The 16,794-nt window shown below is 70.1% G+C and carries 12 protein-coding genes; 11 read left to right on the top strand and 1 reads right to left on the bottom strand.

What is annotated here, in order from left to right:
• The first annotated feature begins 101 nt into the window (after positions 1–101).
• From ACFVYN_RS22910 to ACFVYN_RS22925, 4 genes are all read left to right on the top strand, one after another.
• On the top strand, positions 102–2,222 hold the full coding sequence (locus tag ACFVYN_RS22910; protein WP_390001340.1) for an MMPL family transporter: 2,121 nt from the start codon (positions 102–104) through the stop codon (positions 2,220–2,222).
• Between the two features lie 132 nt (positions 2,223–2,354).
• On the top strand, positions 2,355–3,590 hold the full coding sequence (locus ACFVYN_RS22915; RefSeq protein ID WP_390001342.1) for an Ig-like domain-containing protein: 1,236 nt from the start codon (positions 2,355–2,357) through the stop codon (positions 3,588–3,590).
• Between the two features lie 752 nt (positions 3,591–4,342).
• A complete protein-coding gene (locus tag ACFVYN_RS22920) occupies positions 4,343–5,728 on the top strand; it encodes a glycoside hydrolase family 16 protein (RefSeq protein WP_390001343.1) in 1,386 nt (461 codons plus the stop codon).
• Between the two features lie 217 nt (positions 5,729–5,945).
• On the top strand, positions 5,946–6,431 hold the full coding sequence (locus tag ACFVYN_RS22925; RefSeq protein WP_390001345.1) for a hypothetical protein: 486 nt from the start codon (positions 5,946–5,948) through the stop codon (positions 6,429–6,431).
• A 375-nt stretch (positions 6,432–6,806) separates the two neighbouring features.
• Here the strand turns inward: ACFVYN_RS22925 and ACFVYN_RS22930 are convergent, their stop codons facing one another.
• Positions 6,807–7,721, bottom strand: coding sequence for an AraC family transcriptional regulator (locus tag ACFVYN_RS22930; protein ID WP_390001347.1), 915 nt, complete (start codon positions 7,719–7,721; stop codon positions 6,807–6,809).
• A gap of 146 nt (positions 7,722–7,867) precedes the next feature.
• On the opposite strand from ACFVYN_RS22930, the gene tkt reads away from it, so the two are divergent.
• The 7 genes from tkt to ACFVYN_RS22965 are packed head-to-tail and all read left to right on the top strand — an operon-like array spanning position 7,868 to position 16,701.
• The gene (tkt, locus tag ACFVYN_RS22935; protein ID WP_390001349.1) at positions 7,868–9,943 is read left to right on the top strand and encodes a transketolase; all 2,076 of its coding nucleotides are present in this window, start codon (positions 7,868–7,870) and stop codon (positions 9,941–9,943) included.
• A 19-nt stretch (positions 9,944–9,962) separates the two neighbouring features.
• Positions 9,963–11,108, top strand: a complete 1,146-nt coding sequence (gene tal / locus ACFVYN_RS22940; protein ID WP_390001351.1) for a transaldolase — start codon at positions 9,963–9,965, stop codon at positions 11,106–11,108.
• Positions 11,105–12,640, top strand: a complete 1,536-nt coding sequence (gene zwf / locus ACFVYN_RS22945) for a glucose-6-phosphate dehydrogenase (protein ID WP_390001353.1) — start codon at positions 11,105–11,107, stop codon at positions 12,638–12,640. Before tal ends, zwf begins: the two co-directional genes overlap by 4 nt.
• The gene (gene opcA, locus ACFVYN_RS22950; RefSeq protein ID WP_352381094.1) at positions 12,637–13,572 is read left to right on the top strand and encodes a glucose-6-phosphate dehydrogenase assembly protein OpcA; all 936 of its coding nucleotides are present in this window, start codon (positions 12,637–12,639) and stop codon (positions 13,570–13,572) included. The genes zwf and opcA overlap by 4 nt, the downstream gene beginning before the upstream one ends.
• Positions 13,565–15,217 (top strand): glucose-6-phosphate isomerase, encoded by a 1,653-nt coding sequence (gene pgi / locus ACFVYN_RS22955; RefSeq protein WP_390001354.1) that lies wholly within the window; start codon positions 13,565–13,567, stop codon positions 15,215–15,217. Before opcA ends, pgi begins: the two co-directional genes overlap by 8 nt.
• A 10-nt stretch (positions 15,218–15,227) precedes the next feature.
• Positions 15,228–16,106, top strand: a complete 879-nt coding sequence (gene gnd, locus ACFVYN_RS22960) for a phosphogluconate dehydrogenase (NAD(+)-dependent, decarboxylating) (RefSeq protein WP_390001427.1) — start codon at positions 15,228–15,230, stop codon at positions 16,104–16,106.
• 7 nt (positions 16,107–16,113) lie between these two features.
• Positions 16,114–16,701 carry a histidine phosphatase family protein gene (locus tag ACFVYN_RS22965; RefSeq protein ID WP_390001356.1) on the top strand — a complete coding sequence of 196 codons (588 nt, stop codon included), beginning with the start codon at positions 16,114–16,116 and terminating at the stop codon, positions 16,699–16,701.
• Positions 16,702–16,794 lie beyond the last annotated feature (93 nt).

A 16,794-nucleotide genomic window follows, 5' to 3' on the forward strand; every position in this document is an offset into this window, starting at 1 on the left:
TACGGCGGAGGCCAGGAAACCGCCCGCCCCGGCGATCCGGTGATCACGTCCGCGCCACGAGTCTGAGGTCGCACCACTCCTCAACTCGCCGGGAGGCGACCGTGCTCTCCACCCTCGCCCGGGCGGCGACCCGCCGCCCGCTGACCTTCATCGGCCTCTGGGCCGCCTTCCTGCTCCTCGGCTTCGGCCTCGGGACGGGCGTCTTCGCCGACCTCTCCGACGACGTGCCCGACGTGCCCGGCACCGAGTCCGACCTGGCCGACGACTATCTCTCCGGCGTGGACCCGAGCGGCGAGTCCGTCACCGCGGTCGTCGCGGGCGAGCCGGTCTCCGACGCGGCCCTGCGCGCCCAGGTCGAGCGGACCGTCGCCGAGGTCCGGGAGATCGCCGGCGTGGCCGACGTGCCGGACCCGTACAGCACCCCCGGTCTCACCGCCCGCGACGGACAGGCGCTCATCATCCCCGTCACCTTCGAGGGCGGCCTGAGCGACGAGGCCGAGGAGGAGGCGACGGACTCGGCCGTCGAGACCGTCAAGCGGATCGACGCGCCCGACGTCCACGTCAGCGGCGGCGAACTGCTCGGCCGGCAGCTTGGCGAGCGCGCCCAGGAGGACGTGAAGAACGCCGAGTTGGTCTCTCTGCCGGTCGTCCTCGCGCTGCTGCTCGTCGTGTTCGGCGGGCTGCGCGCCGCCGCGCTGCCGCTGGTGATCGCGGTGAGCGGGATCGCGGGCGCGTTCCTCGGACTGTTCGCCTTCAGCCAGGTCACCGACATCTCGGTGTACGCGATCCAGGTCACCACCATGCTCGGCCTCGGACTCGCCGTCGACTACGCCCTGTTGATGCTGGTCCGCTTCCGCGAGGAACGCCGGCACACCGACGACGTGGTGGAAGCCGTGCACCGCACGGTCGACGCGGCCGGCCGGACGGTCCTGTTCTCCGGCCTCACCGTGGCCGTCAGCCTGACCGGGCTGCTGGTCTTCCCGAGCGTGTTCCTGCGCAGCATGGGACTGGCCGTCGCCGCCGTCGTGGTGGTCGACATGCTGGCCGCGGTCACCCTGCTGCCCGCGCTGCTCACGAGGTTCGGCGGGCGGATCCGGCCCTCGAAGGCGCGTACCGAGGACTCCGAGGACTCCGAGGACGAAGAGGGCCGAGTCTTCGCCCGACTGGCCCGCTTCGCGCAGCGCCGCCGGGTCGCCGTCCTGGTCACCGTCGTACCGGTCCTGCTGCTCCTCGCGCTGCCGCTGACCGGCCTGCGCATCGCCATCGGTGACGCCCGGCAGCTGCCTTCGAACACCGAGGCACGCCAGTTGTACGACAGCGTGGACGCGCACTTCCCCAAGGGCACCGGGGTCTCCCCCGTGGTCGTCGTCCTCAAGCCCGGCACCGACTCCGCGACCGCCGACCGGATCCGCGCTCTGGTCCCGAACGCCGAGTCCCGCCGACTGCCGGGCGGCAACACCGTCGTAGAGCTCCAGCCGCCCGGCAGCGTGGACGGCGGGGCGGCCACCGGCCTGGTCGAACGGGTACGGGACCTGCGCGGCGACGAACCCGTCGAGGTGACCGGGGTCGCGGCCCGCCTGGTCGACTTCCGCGCCATGCTCGCCGACCGGGCACCCTGGGCGGCGCTGACCGTCCTGGCCGGCATCTTCGTCCTGCTGTTCGCCTTCACCGGCTCGGTGCTGATCCCGCTGCGTACGATCGCGACCACCCTGCTCAGCCTGGGCGCGGCGCTCGGTGTGGTGGTGTGGGTCTTCCAGGACGGCCACGGGGCCGGGCTGCTGGGCGGCGAGGGCCTGGGCGCACTGAGCGTGACCGCACCACCGCTGATCGTCTCGATCGCCTTCGGGCTGGCCATGGACTACGAGCTGTTCATCCTGGCCCGGATGCGCGAGGCCCGCCGGCGCGGCGGGAACCACGAGGAGGCCGTCGTGACCGGGCTGCGCCGGTCCGGGCGGGTCGTCACCTGTGCGGCACTGCTCCTCGCGGTCGTGTTCGGCGCCTTCATGACCGGCGGGTTCTCCCCCATCCTCCAGATCGGTCTCGGCCTGACCCTGGCGGTGCTGATCGACGCGACGGTCGTACGGATGCTGCTCGTCCCGGCGACCATGGCGCTGCTCGGCCGGCGTGCCTGGTGGGCGCCGAAGCCGCTGCGCAGGGTGCACGAGCGGTTCGGGCTGCGGGAGGCGGCCACGTCGGAGCGGTCCGTGTCGACGAACGCCTGACGGCGGAGGCCGGGCGCCTCTCGTCAGTGTCCTCATCGGAATCTCAGCCAGTGGCCCGGCGATTCAAAGGATCACCCAAGGTGCGAGGCGCACGATGCAGGCGCAAAGACGGATGTCTCAGGAAGGCCTGCAGTGGGCGACTCGCACATATCGAACCGGTCCGGGCAGTCGGAGAAGTGGTCCCGGCGCGGGATCCTCGCCGCGCTCGGCGCCGTACCGGCCGCGACCTTGCTGACGGGGTGCGACGGCGGCTCGGCGGACGCCTCGCAGGGGGCCGGGGCCACCGCGTCCGTGCAGGCGGCGACCAGGAAGGCGGTCGTCTCGGTCACCCCGGCGGACGGCACCACCAAGGCGGGCTTCGCGACTCCCGTCGTGGTCACGGTCACGGACGGCACCCTCGCCTCGGTCGAGGTCACGGGCAACGACGGCTCCACGCTCGACGGCTCCTACAACGACGCCCGGACGACATGGACCTCGTCGAAGAACCCGTTCTCGGGCACGAAGTACACGGTCACGGCGACCGCGTCGAGCGGCACCGCGCAGACCGCGACCTTCACCACCAGGTCCCCCGGCGAGACCTTCGTGGGCTATTTCACCCCCGAGGCGAACTCCACCTCCGGCGTCGGCATGCCCGTGTCGATCAACTTCAGCCACGCCGTGTCCGACCGGGCCGCCGTCCAGAAGGCGATCACCGTGACCGCCGAGCCCGCCGTCGAGATCGTGGGCCACTGGTTCAGCGACACCCGGCTCGACTTCCGGCCCGAGACCTACTGGGCGGCCGGCACGAAGATCACGCTAGGTCTGCGGCTCAAGGACGTCCAGGGCGCGGACGCCGTCTACGGCGTGCAGTCGAAGGACGTCACCTTCCACATCGGCCGCGAGCAGATCAGCACGGTCGACCTCCGCACCCGGCAGATGGTCGTGAGGCGGGACGGCCGCACCGTCGCCACGTACCCCGTCTCCGGCGGCGACGCCGACCACACCACATGGTCCGGGATCATGGTGATCAGCGAGCGGTTCAAGCAGACCCGCATGGAGTCCTCGACGGTCGGGCTCGGCGACGAGTACGACATCTCCGACGTGCCGCACGCCCAGCGCCTGACCACCTCCGGCACCTTCGTGCACGGCAACTACTGGGCGGCCACCTCGGTGTTCGGCCACCAGAACACCAGCCACGGCTGCGTGGGCCTGCACGACGCCAAGGGCGCGAACGACACGTCCGTGGACGGCTACAAGTTCTACGACAGCTCCATGCTCGGTGACGTCGTCGTCGTGAAGAACTCCGGCGAGAAGACCGTCGAACCGTCCAACGGACTCAACGGCTGGAACCTGCCGTGGTCGGACTGGAAGGCCGGCAGCGCGCTCTAGACGTCACAGGAGCCGGGCCAGGGCCGCCTCGGCCACCCCACCGTCCAGGCAGATCCGGGGCGGTCGGCCTCTCAGGCAACGCGGCGATCCGCACCCGCCACCCTGCTCACCGGCCGCACCGGGGACCTGGCCGCGCACCGCAGCTGGGCGCAGCCGACCACCACATCGCCGACGCAGACACCCGGGGCGCCCCCGGCGGTGCGGCAGGCGCTGCCCAGCTCGCCGGTGCCACCGGGGAGCGACGGTCCCCGGGGCGGCTGCTCCGGCGGCGACGCGGTCCGCACGCACAGCCCGGCTCGCCGGCTCCACCGACCTGACTGTGCAGCAGGCCTGACCACCACATCGTCGGCGCAGGCCTGAGCGGTCTCTCCGACGGACGCGGCCGTCCCCACTCGCCACCCTGCTCGCCGGCGTCACCGGCGGCGGCATCCGGCGCGCAGGCACACCCGGTCGACACCGGCGGTCCGGCCGCCGGCGTCGGCCGGCCCTGGCGGTGCTAGCCGGTCAGCGACCCGCAGGCGTACCGCGCTTCATCCCGCTGCCGACCGTCGACCAGAACAAACCCGCGCCACGCACCCGCTCCCCCCGGATTCATGGGGTGAACTCACCAGGGCCGCAGCGACTTTCACTGTTTCACCTATTGACGACCGGAGTGGCCGAGAGCACATTGGGTGCACTTTGAGAGCGCTCTCAGAGCGCGCTCGAAGGGCACTCCCGCACCCGCACCCCACTCCGTACCGAGAGGCACCCCCATGAGCGAAACCTCCGGCATACCCAGACGGCGACGGGCCCTCGTCGCCGTGCTGAGCACCCTCGGCCTGGCCGCCGCCCTCGCGACGGCCGCCACCCTCCCCGCCGACGCCTCCGCCCCCACGCCTCCCACGGGCTGGTCGCAGGTCTTCCTCGACGACTTCAACGGCTCCGCCGGAACCGGCGTCAGCACCTCCAACTGGCAGTACACGACCGGGACTTCCTACCCCGGCGGCCCCGCGAACTGGGGCACCGGCGAGGTCGAGAGGATGACCAACAGCACCAGCAACGTCGCCCTCGACGGCAACGGCAACCTGCGCATCACCCCGCTCCGCGACTCGGCCGGCAACTGGACCTCGGGCCGCATCGAGACCAACCGCACCGACTTCCAGCCCCCGGCCGGCGGCAAGCTGCGCGTCGAGGCACGCATCCAGATGCCCAACGTCACCGGCACCGCGGCCGAGGGCTACTGGCCGGCGTTCTGGGCCCTGGGCGCGCCCTACCGCGGCAACTACCAGAACTGGCCGGGCGTCGGCGAGCTGGACATCATGGAGAACGTCCAGGGCATGAACCGCGTGTGGGCCACCATGCACTGCGGCAGCAATCCGGGCGGCCCGTGCAACGAGACGACCGGCATCGGGAACAACGTGGCGTGTCCCGGCTCGACCTGCCAGTCCGGCTTCCACACCTACACGATGGAGTGGGACCGCTCGGTGAGCCCCGAGACGATCCGCTTCCTCGTCGACGGCACCCAGTACCACTCGGTCAACGCGAGCCAGGTCGACGCGACGACCTGGACCAACGCCACCAACCACGGGTTCTTCATCATCCTCAACGTGGCGATGGGCGGCGCCTTCCCGGACGCGTTCGGCGGCGGGCTCGACTCCGGCACCCAGTCCGGCGTACCCATGGTCGTGGACTACGTCCAGGTGCTGTCGGCGAGTGGGAGCGGTACCACCCCTCCACCGAGCGGCGGCCGTGACGCCTACAGCACCATTCAGGCCGAGTCGTACAACAGCCAGAGCGGCGTGAGCTCCGAGACCACCACGGACACGGGCGGCGGCCAGAACCTCAGCGCCCTCGCCAACGGTGACTGGGCGCTGTACCAGAACGTCAACTTCGGCTCCACGCCCGCGACCCAGTTCGTCGCGCGGGTGGCGAGCGGCGCGGCGGGCGGCGTCAGCGGTCTGGTCGAGGTGCGCCTGGACAGCCGTACCGCCACTCCGATCGGCAGCTTCGCCCTCGCCAACACCGGTGGCTGGCAGTCCTGGAGAACGGTCCCGGCGAACATCAGCGCCGTCACCGGCACCCATGACGTCTATCTGACCTTCACCAGCGGCCAGCCGGCGGACTTCGTCAACCTGAACTGGTTCAACTTCGGTCACTGACCGGGCTGTCAGGATGCCTCGCGAGAGCGGTCGACTGTGCCAAAGCGCGACAGGTGTCACCAAGGCGTGATAGTTGTCACCAGTCGGTCATTGCCGTGATGCTGCCTCTTGCCAAGGGGTCTTCCGGCGTCGTCATAGCCCTGGGCTACGATCTCGTCGATCGGCTGCTGCAGGCGACGACTCAGAGCTGCGGGGGCCGCCGGCGGTAGGAGACCAGTTGAAGACCATCAGCGACTTCGCCCCCGTACTCGGGTTGCCCGTTCGGCACGGCGAAGGGCACCTGATCGAGGAGATCGCCTCGGCGTGGTCGGTCACCCTGCCGGCGGACTTCGTCGAGATCGCGGGCGCTTACGGTGACGCGGTCATCTCGGACTACATCTACTTCTGTGGGGCTCGGACGCTGCGTGAGTATGCCGACGGTATGGGCCGGAAGTTGGAGGCATCCCGGATGGTTCCCCACACGGTCTTGCCGACTCCGGGTGGCGCTTTGGTCTGGGGGAACACGATCGAAGGCGACCAGCTGTTCCTCGTTCCCCGTGACGGCGGGTCCTGGACCGTCTCAGCGTTCCGCCGCGGCTGGGCAGACTGGCATGACACCGAGCTCGGCTTCAGTGACTGGCTCTACCTTGCGCTGTCCGGCGGGACGGCCACTGACTGGCTGCCGGAGTGGGAGCCGCTCCCGCACCCGATCGATCTCCGCTGATGAATGTGGCCAGTGGCCCTGGGCCCTGCTCGGCCCTCAGCCGCTGTCTGCTGTCCGAGTAACTTTCACCGGACCGCAGACGACGGAACGGCCGAGCGCTGCCCACAGGTGACAAGTAGCGCGCCTGAATAGTGACAACCACTTTGCTTCATTTCGCAATTCACCACGCCAATCGTCGCATCCGGTGACAGCTATCGAGCTTCGGCACATCGACGCCTCGCGAGGCATCAGACGAGCCGGGGGCCGCCCCCGCGAGGACGCCACCAGCACGGTCGGGCGTCCTCGACGTCCGTTGTCCCGAGAAACCCAAGGCGGCCAACTCCGCGTCGTCGTACGGCTCGACGGCACAGCCGTCCATCGCGGCGCCGTGGACTCCTATCGAAGGTCCGTCCGGAACGCCGCCGGTGTCATGTCGGTGTGCTGCTGGAAGAACTTGGAGAAGTTCGCGGCGTCGGGAAATCCCACCGCCGCCCCCACCCGCCCGATCGGCAGGTCCGTGTGGGCCAGCAGCCGCTTCGCCTCCAGTACGACCCGCTTGTCGATGAACCCCTTGGGGGTCTCCCCCGTCGCGGCGCGCACCGCGCGTACCAGGGTCCGGCGGGAGTAGCCCAGCGCGTCGGCGTACGCGCTGACACTGTGGTTCGTGGCGAAGCCCTTCTCCACCGCGTCCCGGAACAGGGTGAACGTCGACTCGGCGCGCCGCCCGGCCTCCGCAGAGCTCGCCGCGAGGTGGGCCAGTCGCAGCAGGAACGCCGTCAACGAGTGCCGCAGGACCGAGGTGTGCAGGCTCAGCGGGAGCGTCGAGGAGTCCTCGTACTCCCGCTGAAGCTGGGTCACGGAGGCCTTCAGGCCCGCCAACTGGGCGTCGGAGGGCCGTAGTCGCGGCGGGAGGTCGTAGCGGTAGAGCCCCGTCGCCTCTACCGTCGCCCGCGGCAGAAAGCCCGGTTGCATGGTCAGGACGGTTCCGCGGTACTCGCTCGACGGTGAGAAGCGGTGGACCTGACCCGGCCGGATCCACAACAGGTCGCCCGCCGTCGCCTCGTACTCGGCGAAGTCGATCATGTGGCGCACGGGACCGCCGTCGAAGAGCATCACTACATGGAAGTCGATGCGGTGGACACGCTCCAACGGGGCATCCGCGTGCCAGGTGCGCCCTGCTCCCATCGGGCCGACCTGCATGCCGACACCGCCCACACTCAGCTCGCTGGGGAAGGGGAACGTTCTGATCCCGTCCACTCCGCCGTCACCGTCTCCACCTTGGATGGAGACTTGGCCTGTTCTGTCCGCCATGTCGTGCTCGTGCCGCCTGCCTGGAGCGTTCCGTGTCCCACTTTCACCACAGGCTGACACACCGCGACCTTCCACCGTAAAAGTCAGACTTTTAAGTTTGAACACGTCAGACCAGCCATCCCGCTCCGATCGAGGACTTCTTGAAGATGAGCACGCAGACACCGGACAGCTTCGAATGGACCGAACTCGACCGGCGTGCCGTCGACACCGCCCGCCTCTTGGCGGCGGATGCCGTGCAACAGGTCGGGAACGGGCACCCGGGCACCGCGATGGCCCTCGCCCCCGCGGCGTACACGATCTTTCAGAAGGTGATGCGTCATGACCCGGCCGATCCCGAGTGGACCGGCCGTGACCGCTTCGTCCTCTCCCCCGGGCACACCTCGCTGACGCTCTACACCCAGCTCTACCTCTCCGGGTACGAGCTGGAGCTGGACGACCTGAAGGCCTTCCGCACCCACGGCTCCAAGACGCCCGGTCACCCCGAGTACGGGCACACCGCCGGCGTCGAGACCACGACCGGGCCGCTCGGCCAGGGTGTCGCCAACGCCGTCGGCATGGCCATGGCCGCCCGCTACGAGCGCGGCCTCTTCGACCCCGAGGCCCCCGAGGGCGAGTCCCCCTTCGACCACACCATCTGGGGGATCGTCTCCGACGGCGACCTGGAGGAGGGCATCTCCGCCGAGGCCTCCTCCCTCGCCGGTCACCAGAAGCTCGGCAATCTGGTCTTCGTCTACGACGACAACCACATCTCCATCGAGGGCGACACCGCCACCGCGTTCTCCGAGGACGTGCTGAAGCGGTACGAGGCCTACGGCTGGCACACCCAGCGCATCGAGCCCGGCGCCGACGGCGACATCGACGTCCACGCCCTGTACGCGGCCCTGAAGGCGGCGCAGGCCGAGACCGAGCGCCCCTCGATCATCGCGATGCGCACGATCATCGCCTGGCCCGCCCCGAACGCCCAGAACACCGAGGCCGCCCACGGCTCCGCGCTCGGCGCCGACGAGGTCGCCGCCACCAAGCGGGTCCTCGGTTTCGATCCGGACAAGAGCTTCGAGGTCCCGGACGAGGTCATCCGCCACACCCGTCTGGCCCTGGACCGGGGCGCCGAGGCGCACGCGGCCTGGGACAAGCAGATCTCCGTGTGGCGCGGTGAGCAGCCCGAGCGGGCCGAGCTCTTCGACCGGATCGTCGCCGGCCAGCTCCCCGAGGGCTGGGAGTCCGCGATCCCGGTCTTCGAGGAGGGCTCCTCCGTCGCCACCCGTGCCGCCTCCGGCAAGGTCCTGCAGGCGCTGGGCCCGGTGCTCCCCGAGCTGTGGGGCGGTTCCGCCGACCTCGCCGGGTCGAACAACACCACCATCGACAAGACCAGCTCCTTCCTGCCGAAGGGCAACGCGCTCCCGGAGGCCGACCCGTACGGCCGTACCGTCCACTTCGGTATCCGCGAGCACTCGATGGCGGCCGAGATGAACGGCATCGCGCTGCACGGCAACACGCGGATCTACGGCGGCACCTTCCTGGTGTTCTCCGACTACATGCGCAACGCGGTGCGGCTGTCCGCCCTGATGCAGCTGCCCGTCACCTACGTCTGGACGCACGACTCCATCGGCCTCGGCGAGGACGGCCCGACCCACCAGCCGGTCGAGCACCTGGCCTCGCTGCGCGCCATCCCCGGCCTGAACGTCGTCCGCCCGGCCGACGCCAACGAGACCGCGACCGCCTGGGCCGAGATCCTCAAGCGGCACGCCATCAACCCGGCCCCGCACGGCCTCGCGCTCACCCGCCAGGGTGTGCCGACGTACGCCCCGAACCCGGACGCGGCCAAGGGCGGGTACGTGCTCCGGGACTCCTCCACGGAGGTTCCCGACGTCGTCCTCATCGCGACCGGCTCCGAGGTCCAGCTCGCCGTCGCCGCGCGGGAGCAGCTGGAGGCGGAGGGGGTGGGCACCCGGGTGGTGTCGATGCCGTCCGTGGAGTGGTTCGAGGAGCAGCCTCGGGAGTACCGGGAGAGCGTCCTTCCGCCGTCCGTGCGAGCCCGCGTCGCAATCGAGGCCGGTATCGGTCTCACGTGGTACCGCTTCACAGGTGACGCAGGACGCATCGTCTCCCTCGAACACTTCGGCGCCTCCGCCGACGCGAAGGTCCTGTTCGCCGAGTTCGGCTTCACCGCCGAGAACGTCGCCGCGGCAGCCCGGGAATCCGTGGCCGCCGCGCGTGGTTGATCCGACCGCCAGAAAGAAGATGATCACTGTGACCGAAGCGACCGCTACCGCGGGAGCACTCAAGCGCCTGTCCGACGAGGGCGTCTCCATCTGGCTGGACGACCTGTCGCGGGGGCGGATCGAGTCGGGCAACCTCGCCGAACTCGTCGCCACGAAGCACGTCGTCGGCGTCACCACCAACCCGTCCATCTTCCAGGCCGCCATCGGCTCCGGAGCGGGGTACGAGGAGCAGCTGAGCGACCTCGCCACCCGGGGCGTCACGGTCGACGAGGCCGTACGGATGATGACCACGGCCGACGTCCGCGCCGCCGCCGACGTGCTGCGTCCGGTGCACGACGCCACCGGCGGCCGGGACGGCCGGGTCTCCATCGAGGTCGATCCTCGGCTCGCCCACAACACGGCGGCGACGATCGCCGAGGCCAAGCAGCTCGCCTGGCTGGTCGACCGCCCGAACGTCATGATCAAGATCCCGGCGACGAAGGCCGGCCTCCCGGCGATCACCGAGGTCATCGGCCTCGGCATCAGCGTCAACGTCACGCTGATCTTCTCCCTGGAGCGCTACCGCGAGGTGATGGACGCCTACCTGGCCGGTCTGGAGAAGGCCGCGAAGAAGGGCCTCGACCTCTCCACCATCCACTCCGTCGCCTCCTTCTTCGTCTCGCGCGTCGACTCCGAGATCGACAAGCGGCTGACGGTTCTCGGCACGGACGCGGCCCTCGCGCTCAAGGGGAAGGCGGCGCTCGCCAACGCGCGGCTCGCCTACCAGGCGTACGAGGAGGTCTTCGGCGGCGAGCGCTGGACCTCGCTCGGTGGCGCCCGCGCAACCAAGCAGCGCCCGCTGTGGGCCTCGACCGGCGTGAAGGACCCGTCCTACAAGGACACCCTCTACGTCGACGACCTGGTCGCGCCCGGCACGGTCAACACCATGCCGGAGGCCACGCTGAACGCCACCGCCGACCACGGCGAGATCACCGGCGACACGGTGAGCGGCGGTTACGCGCAGGCCCGCGCCGACCTGGCCGCCGTGGAGGCGCTGGGGATCTCCTACGACGAGGTCGTGCGGCAGCTGGAGGACGAGGGTGTCGCCAAGTTCGAGGCTGCCTGGCAGGAGCTGCTGGACGCCGTCACCAAGTCGCTGAACAGCAAGGGAGTGGACGCGGAATGACCATCACCGCCGACTGGGAGAACCCCCTGCGGGACGAGCGCGACCGGCGCCTCCCGCGGATCGCCGGGCCCTCCGGGCTCGTCATCTTCGGGGTCACCGGCGACCTGTCCCGCAAGAAGCTGATGCCGGCCGTCTACGACCTCGCCAACCGCGGCATGCTCCCGCCGGGCTTCTCGCTCGTCGGATTCGCCCGCCGGGACTGGGAGGACGAGGACTTCGCGCAGATCGTGCACGACTCGGTGCGCGAGCACGCGCGAACCGAGTTCCGTGAGGAGGTCTGGCAGCAGCTCGCCGAGGGGATGCGGTTCATCCCGGGCGACTTCGACGACGACACGGCGTTCAAGCAGCTGCGCCAGACGGTCGAGGAGCTGGACAAGGCCCGCGGCACCAGTGGCAACTACGCCTTCTACCTCTCCGTGCCGCCGAAGTTCTTCCCGAAGGTCGTCCAGCAGCTCAAGAAGCACGGGCTGGCGAACGCTCCCGAGGGGTCCTGGCGGCGGGCGGTCATCGAGAAGCCGTTCGGCCGCGACCTGAAGAGCGCCCGCGAGCTCAACGCCCTCGTGCACGACGTGTTCGAGCCGGACCAGGTCTTCCGCATCGACCACTACCTGGGCAAGGAGACCGTCCAGAACATCCTGGCGCTGCGCTTCGCCAACCAGATGTACGAGCCCATCTGGAACCGGTCCTACGTCGACCACGTGCAGATCACGATGGCCGAGGACATCGGCATCGGCGGCCGGGCCGGGTACTACGACGGCATCGGCGCCGCCCGTGACGTCATCCAGAACCACCTGCTCCAGCTGATGGCGCTGACCGCCATGGAGGAGCCGGCCGCCTTCGACGCGGAGTCGCTGCTCACCGAGAAGCTGAAGGTCCTCAGGGCCGTGAAGCTGCCGGAGGACATCGGCGCGCACGCCGTGCGCGGGCAGTACGCCGGTGCCTGGCAGGGCGGCGAGAAGGTGCTCGGCTATCTGGAGGAGGAGGGCATCGACCAGGCCTCCACGACGGACACCTACGCGGCCGTCCGGCTGAACGTGGACAACCGCCGCTGGGCGGGCGTCCCCTTCTACCTGCGCACCGGCAAGCGGCTGGGCCGCCGGGTCACCGAGATCGCGGTCGTCTTCCAGACGGCCCCGCACTCGCCCTTCGACTCCACGGCCACCGAGGAGCTCGGCTCCAACGCCATCGTCATCCGGGTGCAGCCGGACGAGGGCATGACGGTCCGGTTCGGGTCGAAGGTGCCGGGCACCTCGATGGAGATCCGGGACGTGACGATGGACTTCGCCTACGGCGAGTCGTTCACGGAGTCCAGCCCGGAGGCCTACGAGCGGCTCATCCTGGACGTCCTCCTCGGGGACGCCAACCTGTTCCCGCGTCACCAGGAAGTGGAAGAGTCCTGGAAGATCCTCGACCCGATCGAGGAGCACTGGGCGAACCACGGCCGTCCGGCGCAGTACGCGTCGGGTACCTGGGGACCCGAGGAAGCCGACGAGATGCTCGCACGAGACGGACGGAGCTGGCGCAGGCCATGAAGATCGACCTGACCGACACCACGGCAAGCAAGATCAACAAGGCGCTGGTGCAGGGTCGCCGCGCCATCGGAACCCCCGCGGTGGGCATGGTCCTGACGATGGTGATCGTCACGGACGAGGAGAACGCCTACGACGCGATCAAGGCGGCCGAGGAGGCCTCGCACGAGCACCCCTCGCGCACCCTGGTCGTCATCAAGCGGCACGCCCGCACCCCCCGCGACCGCACCAACTCGCACCTCGACGCCGAGGTCCGGGTGGGTGCCGACGCCGGCACCGGCGAGACGGTCGTCCTGCGGACCTACGGCGAGGTCTCCGACCACGCCGACTCCGTCGTGCTGCCGCTGCTGCTGCCGGACGCCCCGGTCGTCGTGTGGTGGCCGGTGGAGGCGCCGCAGAACCCCGCGAAGGACCCGCTGGGCGCGCTGGCCCAGCGCCGGATCACCGACCTGTACGCGGTGGAGCACCCGATGCAGGTCCTTGAGACCCGGGTCCGCTCCTACGCGCCGGGCGACACCGACCTCGCCTGGACCCGGCTGACCCCGTGGCGCTCGATGCTGGCGGCGGCTCTCGACCAGGCCCGCGCGGAGATCATCTCCGGGGCCGTGGAGGCCGAGGCCGACAACCCGGCCGCCGAGCTGCTCGCGCGCTGGCTGGAGGCGCGGCTGAAGGTGCGGATCGACCGTGTGGTCACCGACGGTCCGGTCGTCACGGCCGTCCGTCTGGGCACCGCGAACGGCGAGATCGTCATCGACCGCCCCGAGGGCCCGCTGGCCACGCTGTCCCTGCCGGGCCAGCCCCCCCGCACCCTGGCGCTGAAGGTCCGCACCACCTCCGAACTCATCGCCGAGGAGCTCCGCCGCCTCGACGCCGACGAGATGTACGCCGTCGCCCTGCAGGGCGAGGCCACCGAGGAGACCCCTGCTCATGTCTGACTCCCCTCTTCTGACGCATCGCCCCGAGTGGACGGCCCTGGAGGACCACCGAACCGAACAGCACGCGCACCTGCGTGAGTTGTTCGCGGACGACCCGGGCCGCGCGGAGCGGTACGTGGTGCGCGTGGGCGATCTGCGCATCGACTACTCCAAGCACCTGATCACCGACGAGACCCTGGCCCTGCTCCAGGAACTGGCCACCGCCACCGACGTGTTCGGGCTCCGCGACGCCATGTTCCGCGGCGAGAAGATCAACACGACCGAGGACCGGGCCGTCCTGCACACCGCGCTGCGCGCCCCCGCGGGCGCGGTCGTCGAGGTCGACGGCGAGAACGTCGTGCCCCGTGTGCACGCCGTCCTCGACAAGATGAGCGACTTCGCGAACCGGGTCCGCTCCGGCGAGTGGACCGGCCACACCGGCAAGCGCATCAAGAACGTCGTCAACATCGGCATCGGCGGCTCCGACCTGGGCCCCGCGATGGCCTACGAGGCCCTGCGCGCGTACACGGCACGGGAGTTGACCTTCCGTTTCGTCTCCAACGTGGACGGCGCCGACCTGCACGAGGCGGTGCGGGACCTGGACCCGGCGGAGACCCTGTTCATCGTCGCGTCCAAGACCTTCACCACGATCGAGACGATCACGAACGCGACGTCGGCCCGCACCTGGCTGCTCGACGGCCCGGCGGGTCTGCGCGACGACAAGGCCGTCGCCCGGCACTTCGTCGCGCTGTCGACGAACGCCGAGAAGGTCACGGACTTCGGCATCGACCCGGACAACATGTTCGAGTTCTGGGACTGGGTCGGCGGCCGCTACTCCTTCGACTCGGCGATCGGCCTCTCCCTGATGATCGCCATCGGCCCGGACCGCTTCCGGGAGATGCTCGACGGTTTCCGGATCGTCGACGAGCACTTCCAGAACGCCCCCGCCGAGGCCAACGCCCCGCTGATCCTGGGCCTGTTGGGCATCTGGTACGGCAACTTCCACGGCGCCCAGTCCCACGCGGTACTGCCCTACTCCCACTACCTGTCCAAGTTCACCGCCTACCTGCAGCAGCTGGACATGGAGTCCAACGGCAAGTCGGTGGACCGTGACGGCAACCCCGTGGAGTGGCAGACCGGGCCGGTGGTGTGGGGCACGCCCGGCACCAACGGGCAGCACGCCTACTACCAGTTGATCCACCAGGGCACCAAGGTCATCCCGGCCGACCTCATCGGCTTCGCCCGCCCGATCGACGAGCTGAGCGACGAACTCAAGGCGCAGCACGACCTGTTGATGGCCAACCTGTTCGCACAGGGGCAGGCGCTCGCCTTCGGCAAGACCGCCGAGGAGGTCCGCGCGGAGGGCGTGGCGGAGGAGCAGGTGGCCCACCGCACCTTCCAGGGCAACCACCCCACGACCACGATCCTGGCCAAGGAGCTCACCCCCTCCGTGCTCGGCCAGCTCATCGCCCTCTACGAGCACAAGGTGTTCGTGCAAGGCGCGGTCTGGAACATCGACTCCTTCGACCAGTGGGGCGTCGAGCTCGGCAAGGTCCTCGCCAGGCGCGTCGAGCCCGCCCTGACCGAGGGCGCCGACGTCCCCGGTCTCGACCCCTCCACCACCGCCCTCGTGGCCGCCTACCGTGAACTGAAGGAAGTGCTCTGACATGACAGCGATGCAGCTCGGCCTGATCGGCCTCGGCAAGATGGGCGGCAACATGCGCGAGCGCATCCGCCGCGCCGGCCACACCGTCGTCGGCTACGACCGCAACCCCGAAGTGTCCGACGTGGCGAGCCTGTCCGAGCTGGTCGACAAGCTCGAGGCGCCGCGCACGGTGTGGGTGATGGTCCCGGCCGGCGCCGCCACCCAGTCCGTCGTGGACGAACTCGGCGAGCTCCTCTCCCCCGGTGACACCGTGGTCGACGGCGGCAACTCCCGCTGGAGCGACGACGAGAAGCACGCCGAGGAGCTGGGCGCCAAGGGCATCGGCTTCGTCGACGCCGGTGTCTCCGGCGGCGTGTGGGGCCTGCAGAACGGCTACGCGCTGATGGTCGGCGGCGACAAGGAGCACGTGGAACGGCTCCAGCCGATCTTCCACGCCCTCAAGCCCGAGGGGCCGTACGGCTATGTCCACGCGGGCAAGGTCGGCGCCGGGCACTTCTCCAAGATGGTCCACAACGGCATCGAGTACGCCATGATGCAGGCCTACGCCGAGGGCTGGGAGCTCCTGGAGAAGGTCGAGTCGGTGGACAGCGTCCGGGAGGTGTTCCGCTCCTGGCAGGAGGGGACCGTCATCCGCTCCTGGCTGCTCGACCTCGCGGTCAACGCCCTCGACGACGACGAGCACCTGGACAAGCTCAAGGGCTACGCGGAGGACTCCGGCGAGGGTCGCTGGACCGTGGAGGCGGCCATCAACAACGCGGTGCCGCTGCCCACGATCACCGCCTCGCTGTTCGCGCGGTTCGCGTCCCGCCAGGACGACTCCCCGCAGATGAAGATGGTCGCGGCACTGCGCAACCAGTTCGGCGGGCACGCCGTCGAAGCGAAGAAGTAGGCGCGTCATGGGGGATCTCCTCCTGGTCCGCCACGGCGAGACGGAGTGGAGCGCGTCGGGACAGCACACGAGCTGGACCGACCTGCCCCTCACCCGGCACGGCGAGGAACAGGCCAAGTCACTCGCTCCGCTCCTTACGGGCCGGTCCTTCTCGCTCGCCCTGACCAGTGAGCTGGGCCGCGCGATACGCACCGCCGAACTGGCGGGCATCACCGGGGCCCTGACCGACCCCGACCTCCACGAGTGGGACTACGGCGCCTACGAGGGCGTCACCACCGTCGACATCCACCGCACCCGTCCCGACTGGGACCTGTGGACCGACGGGGTGCCGCCCGGCCCGGACGGTCACCCCGGCGAATCACCCGGGGAGGTCGGCCGCCGCGCCGACCGGGTCCTCGCCCGCGTCGAGGCCGCCCTTCCCGGCGGTGACGTGGTCCTCGTGGCCCACGCCCACTTCCTGCGGGTCCTCACGGCCCGCCGGCTGGGGCTCGCCCCGGCGGAGGGCCGGCTGTTCCAGCTGGCGACCGGCACGGTGAGCCGGCTGTCCATGGAACACGACCGTCCGGTGATCGCGGAGTGGAACACCAGGGTCTAGAACGGCAGTTGCGCACGGCCCGGGAGCACAGGCTCCCGGGCCGTCGTCGTCCGCGGGGCCTGTTGACACCGTGACGTGCGCGTTGGAGAGTCA

The organism is Streptomyces sp. NPDC058307 (genome assembly GCF_042880295.1).
In the GTDB taxonomy this organism is placed as follows: Bacteria; Actinomycetota; Actinomycetes; order Streptomycetales; family Streptomycetaceae; genus Streptomyces.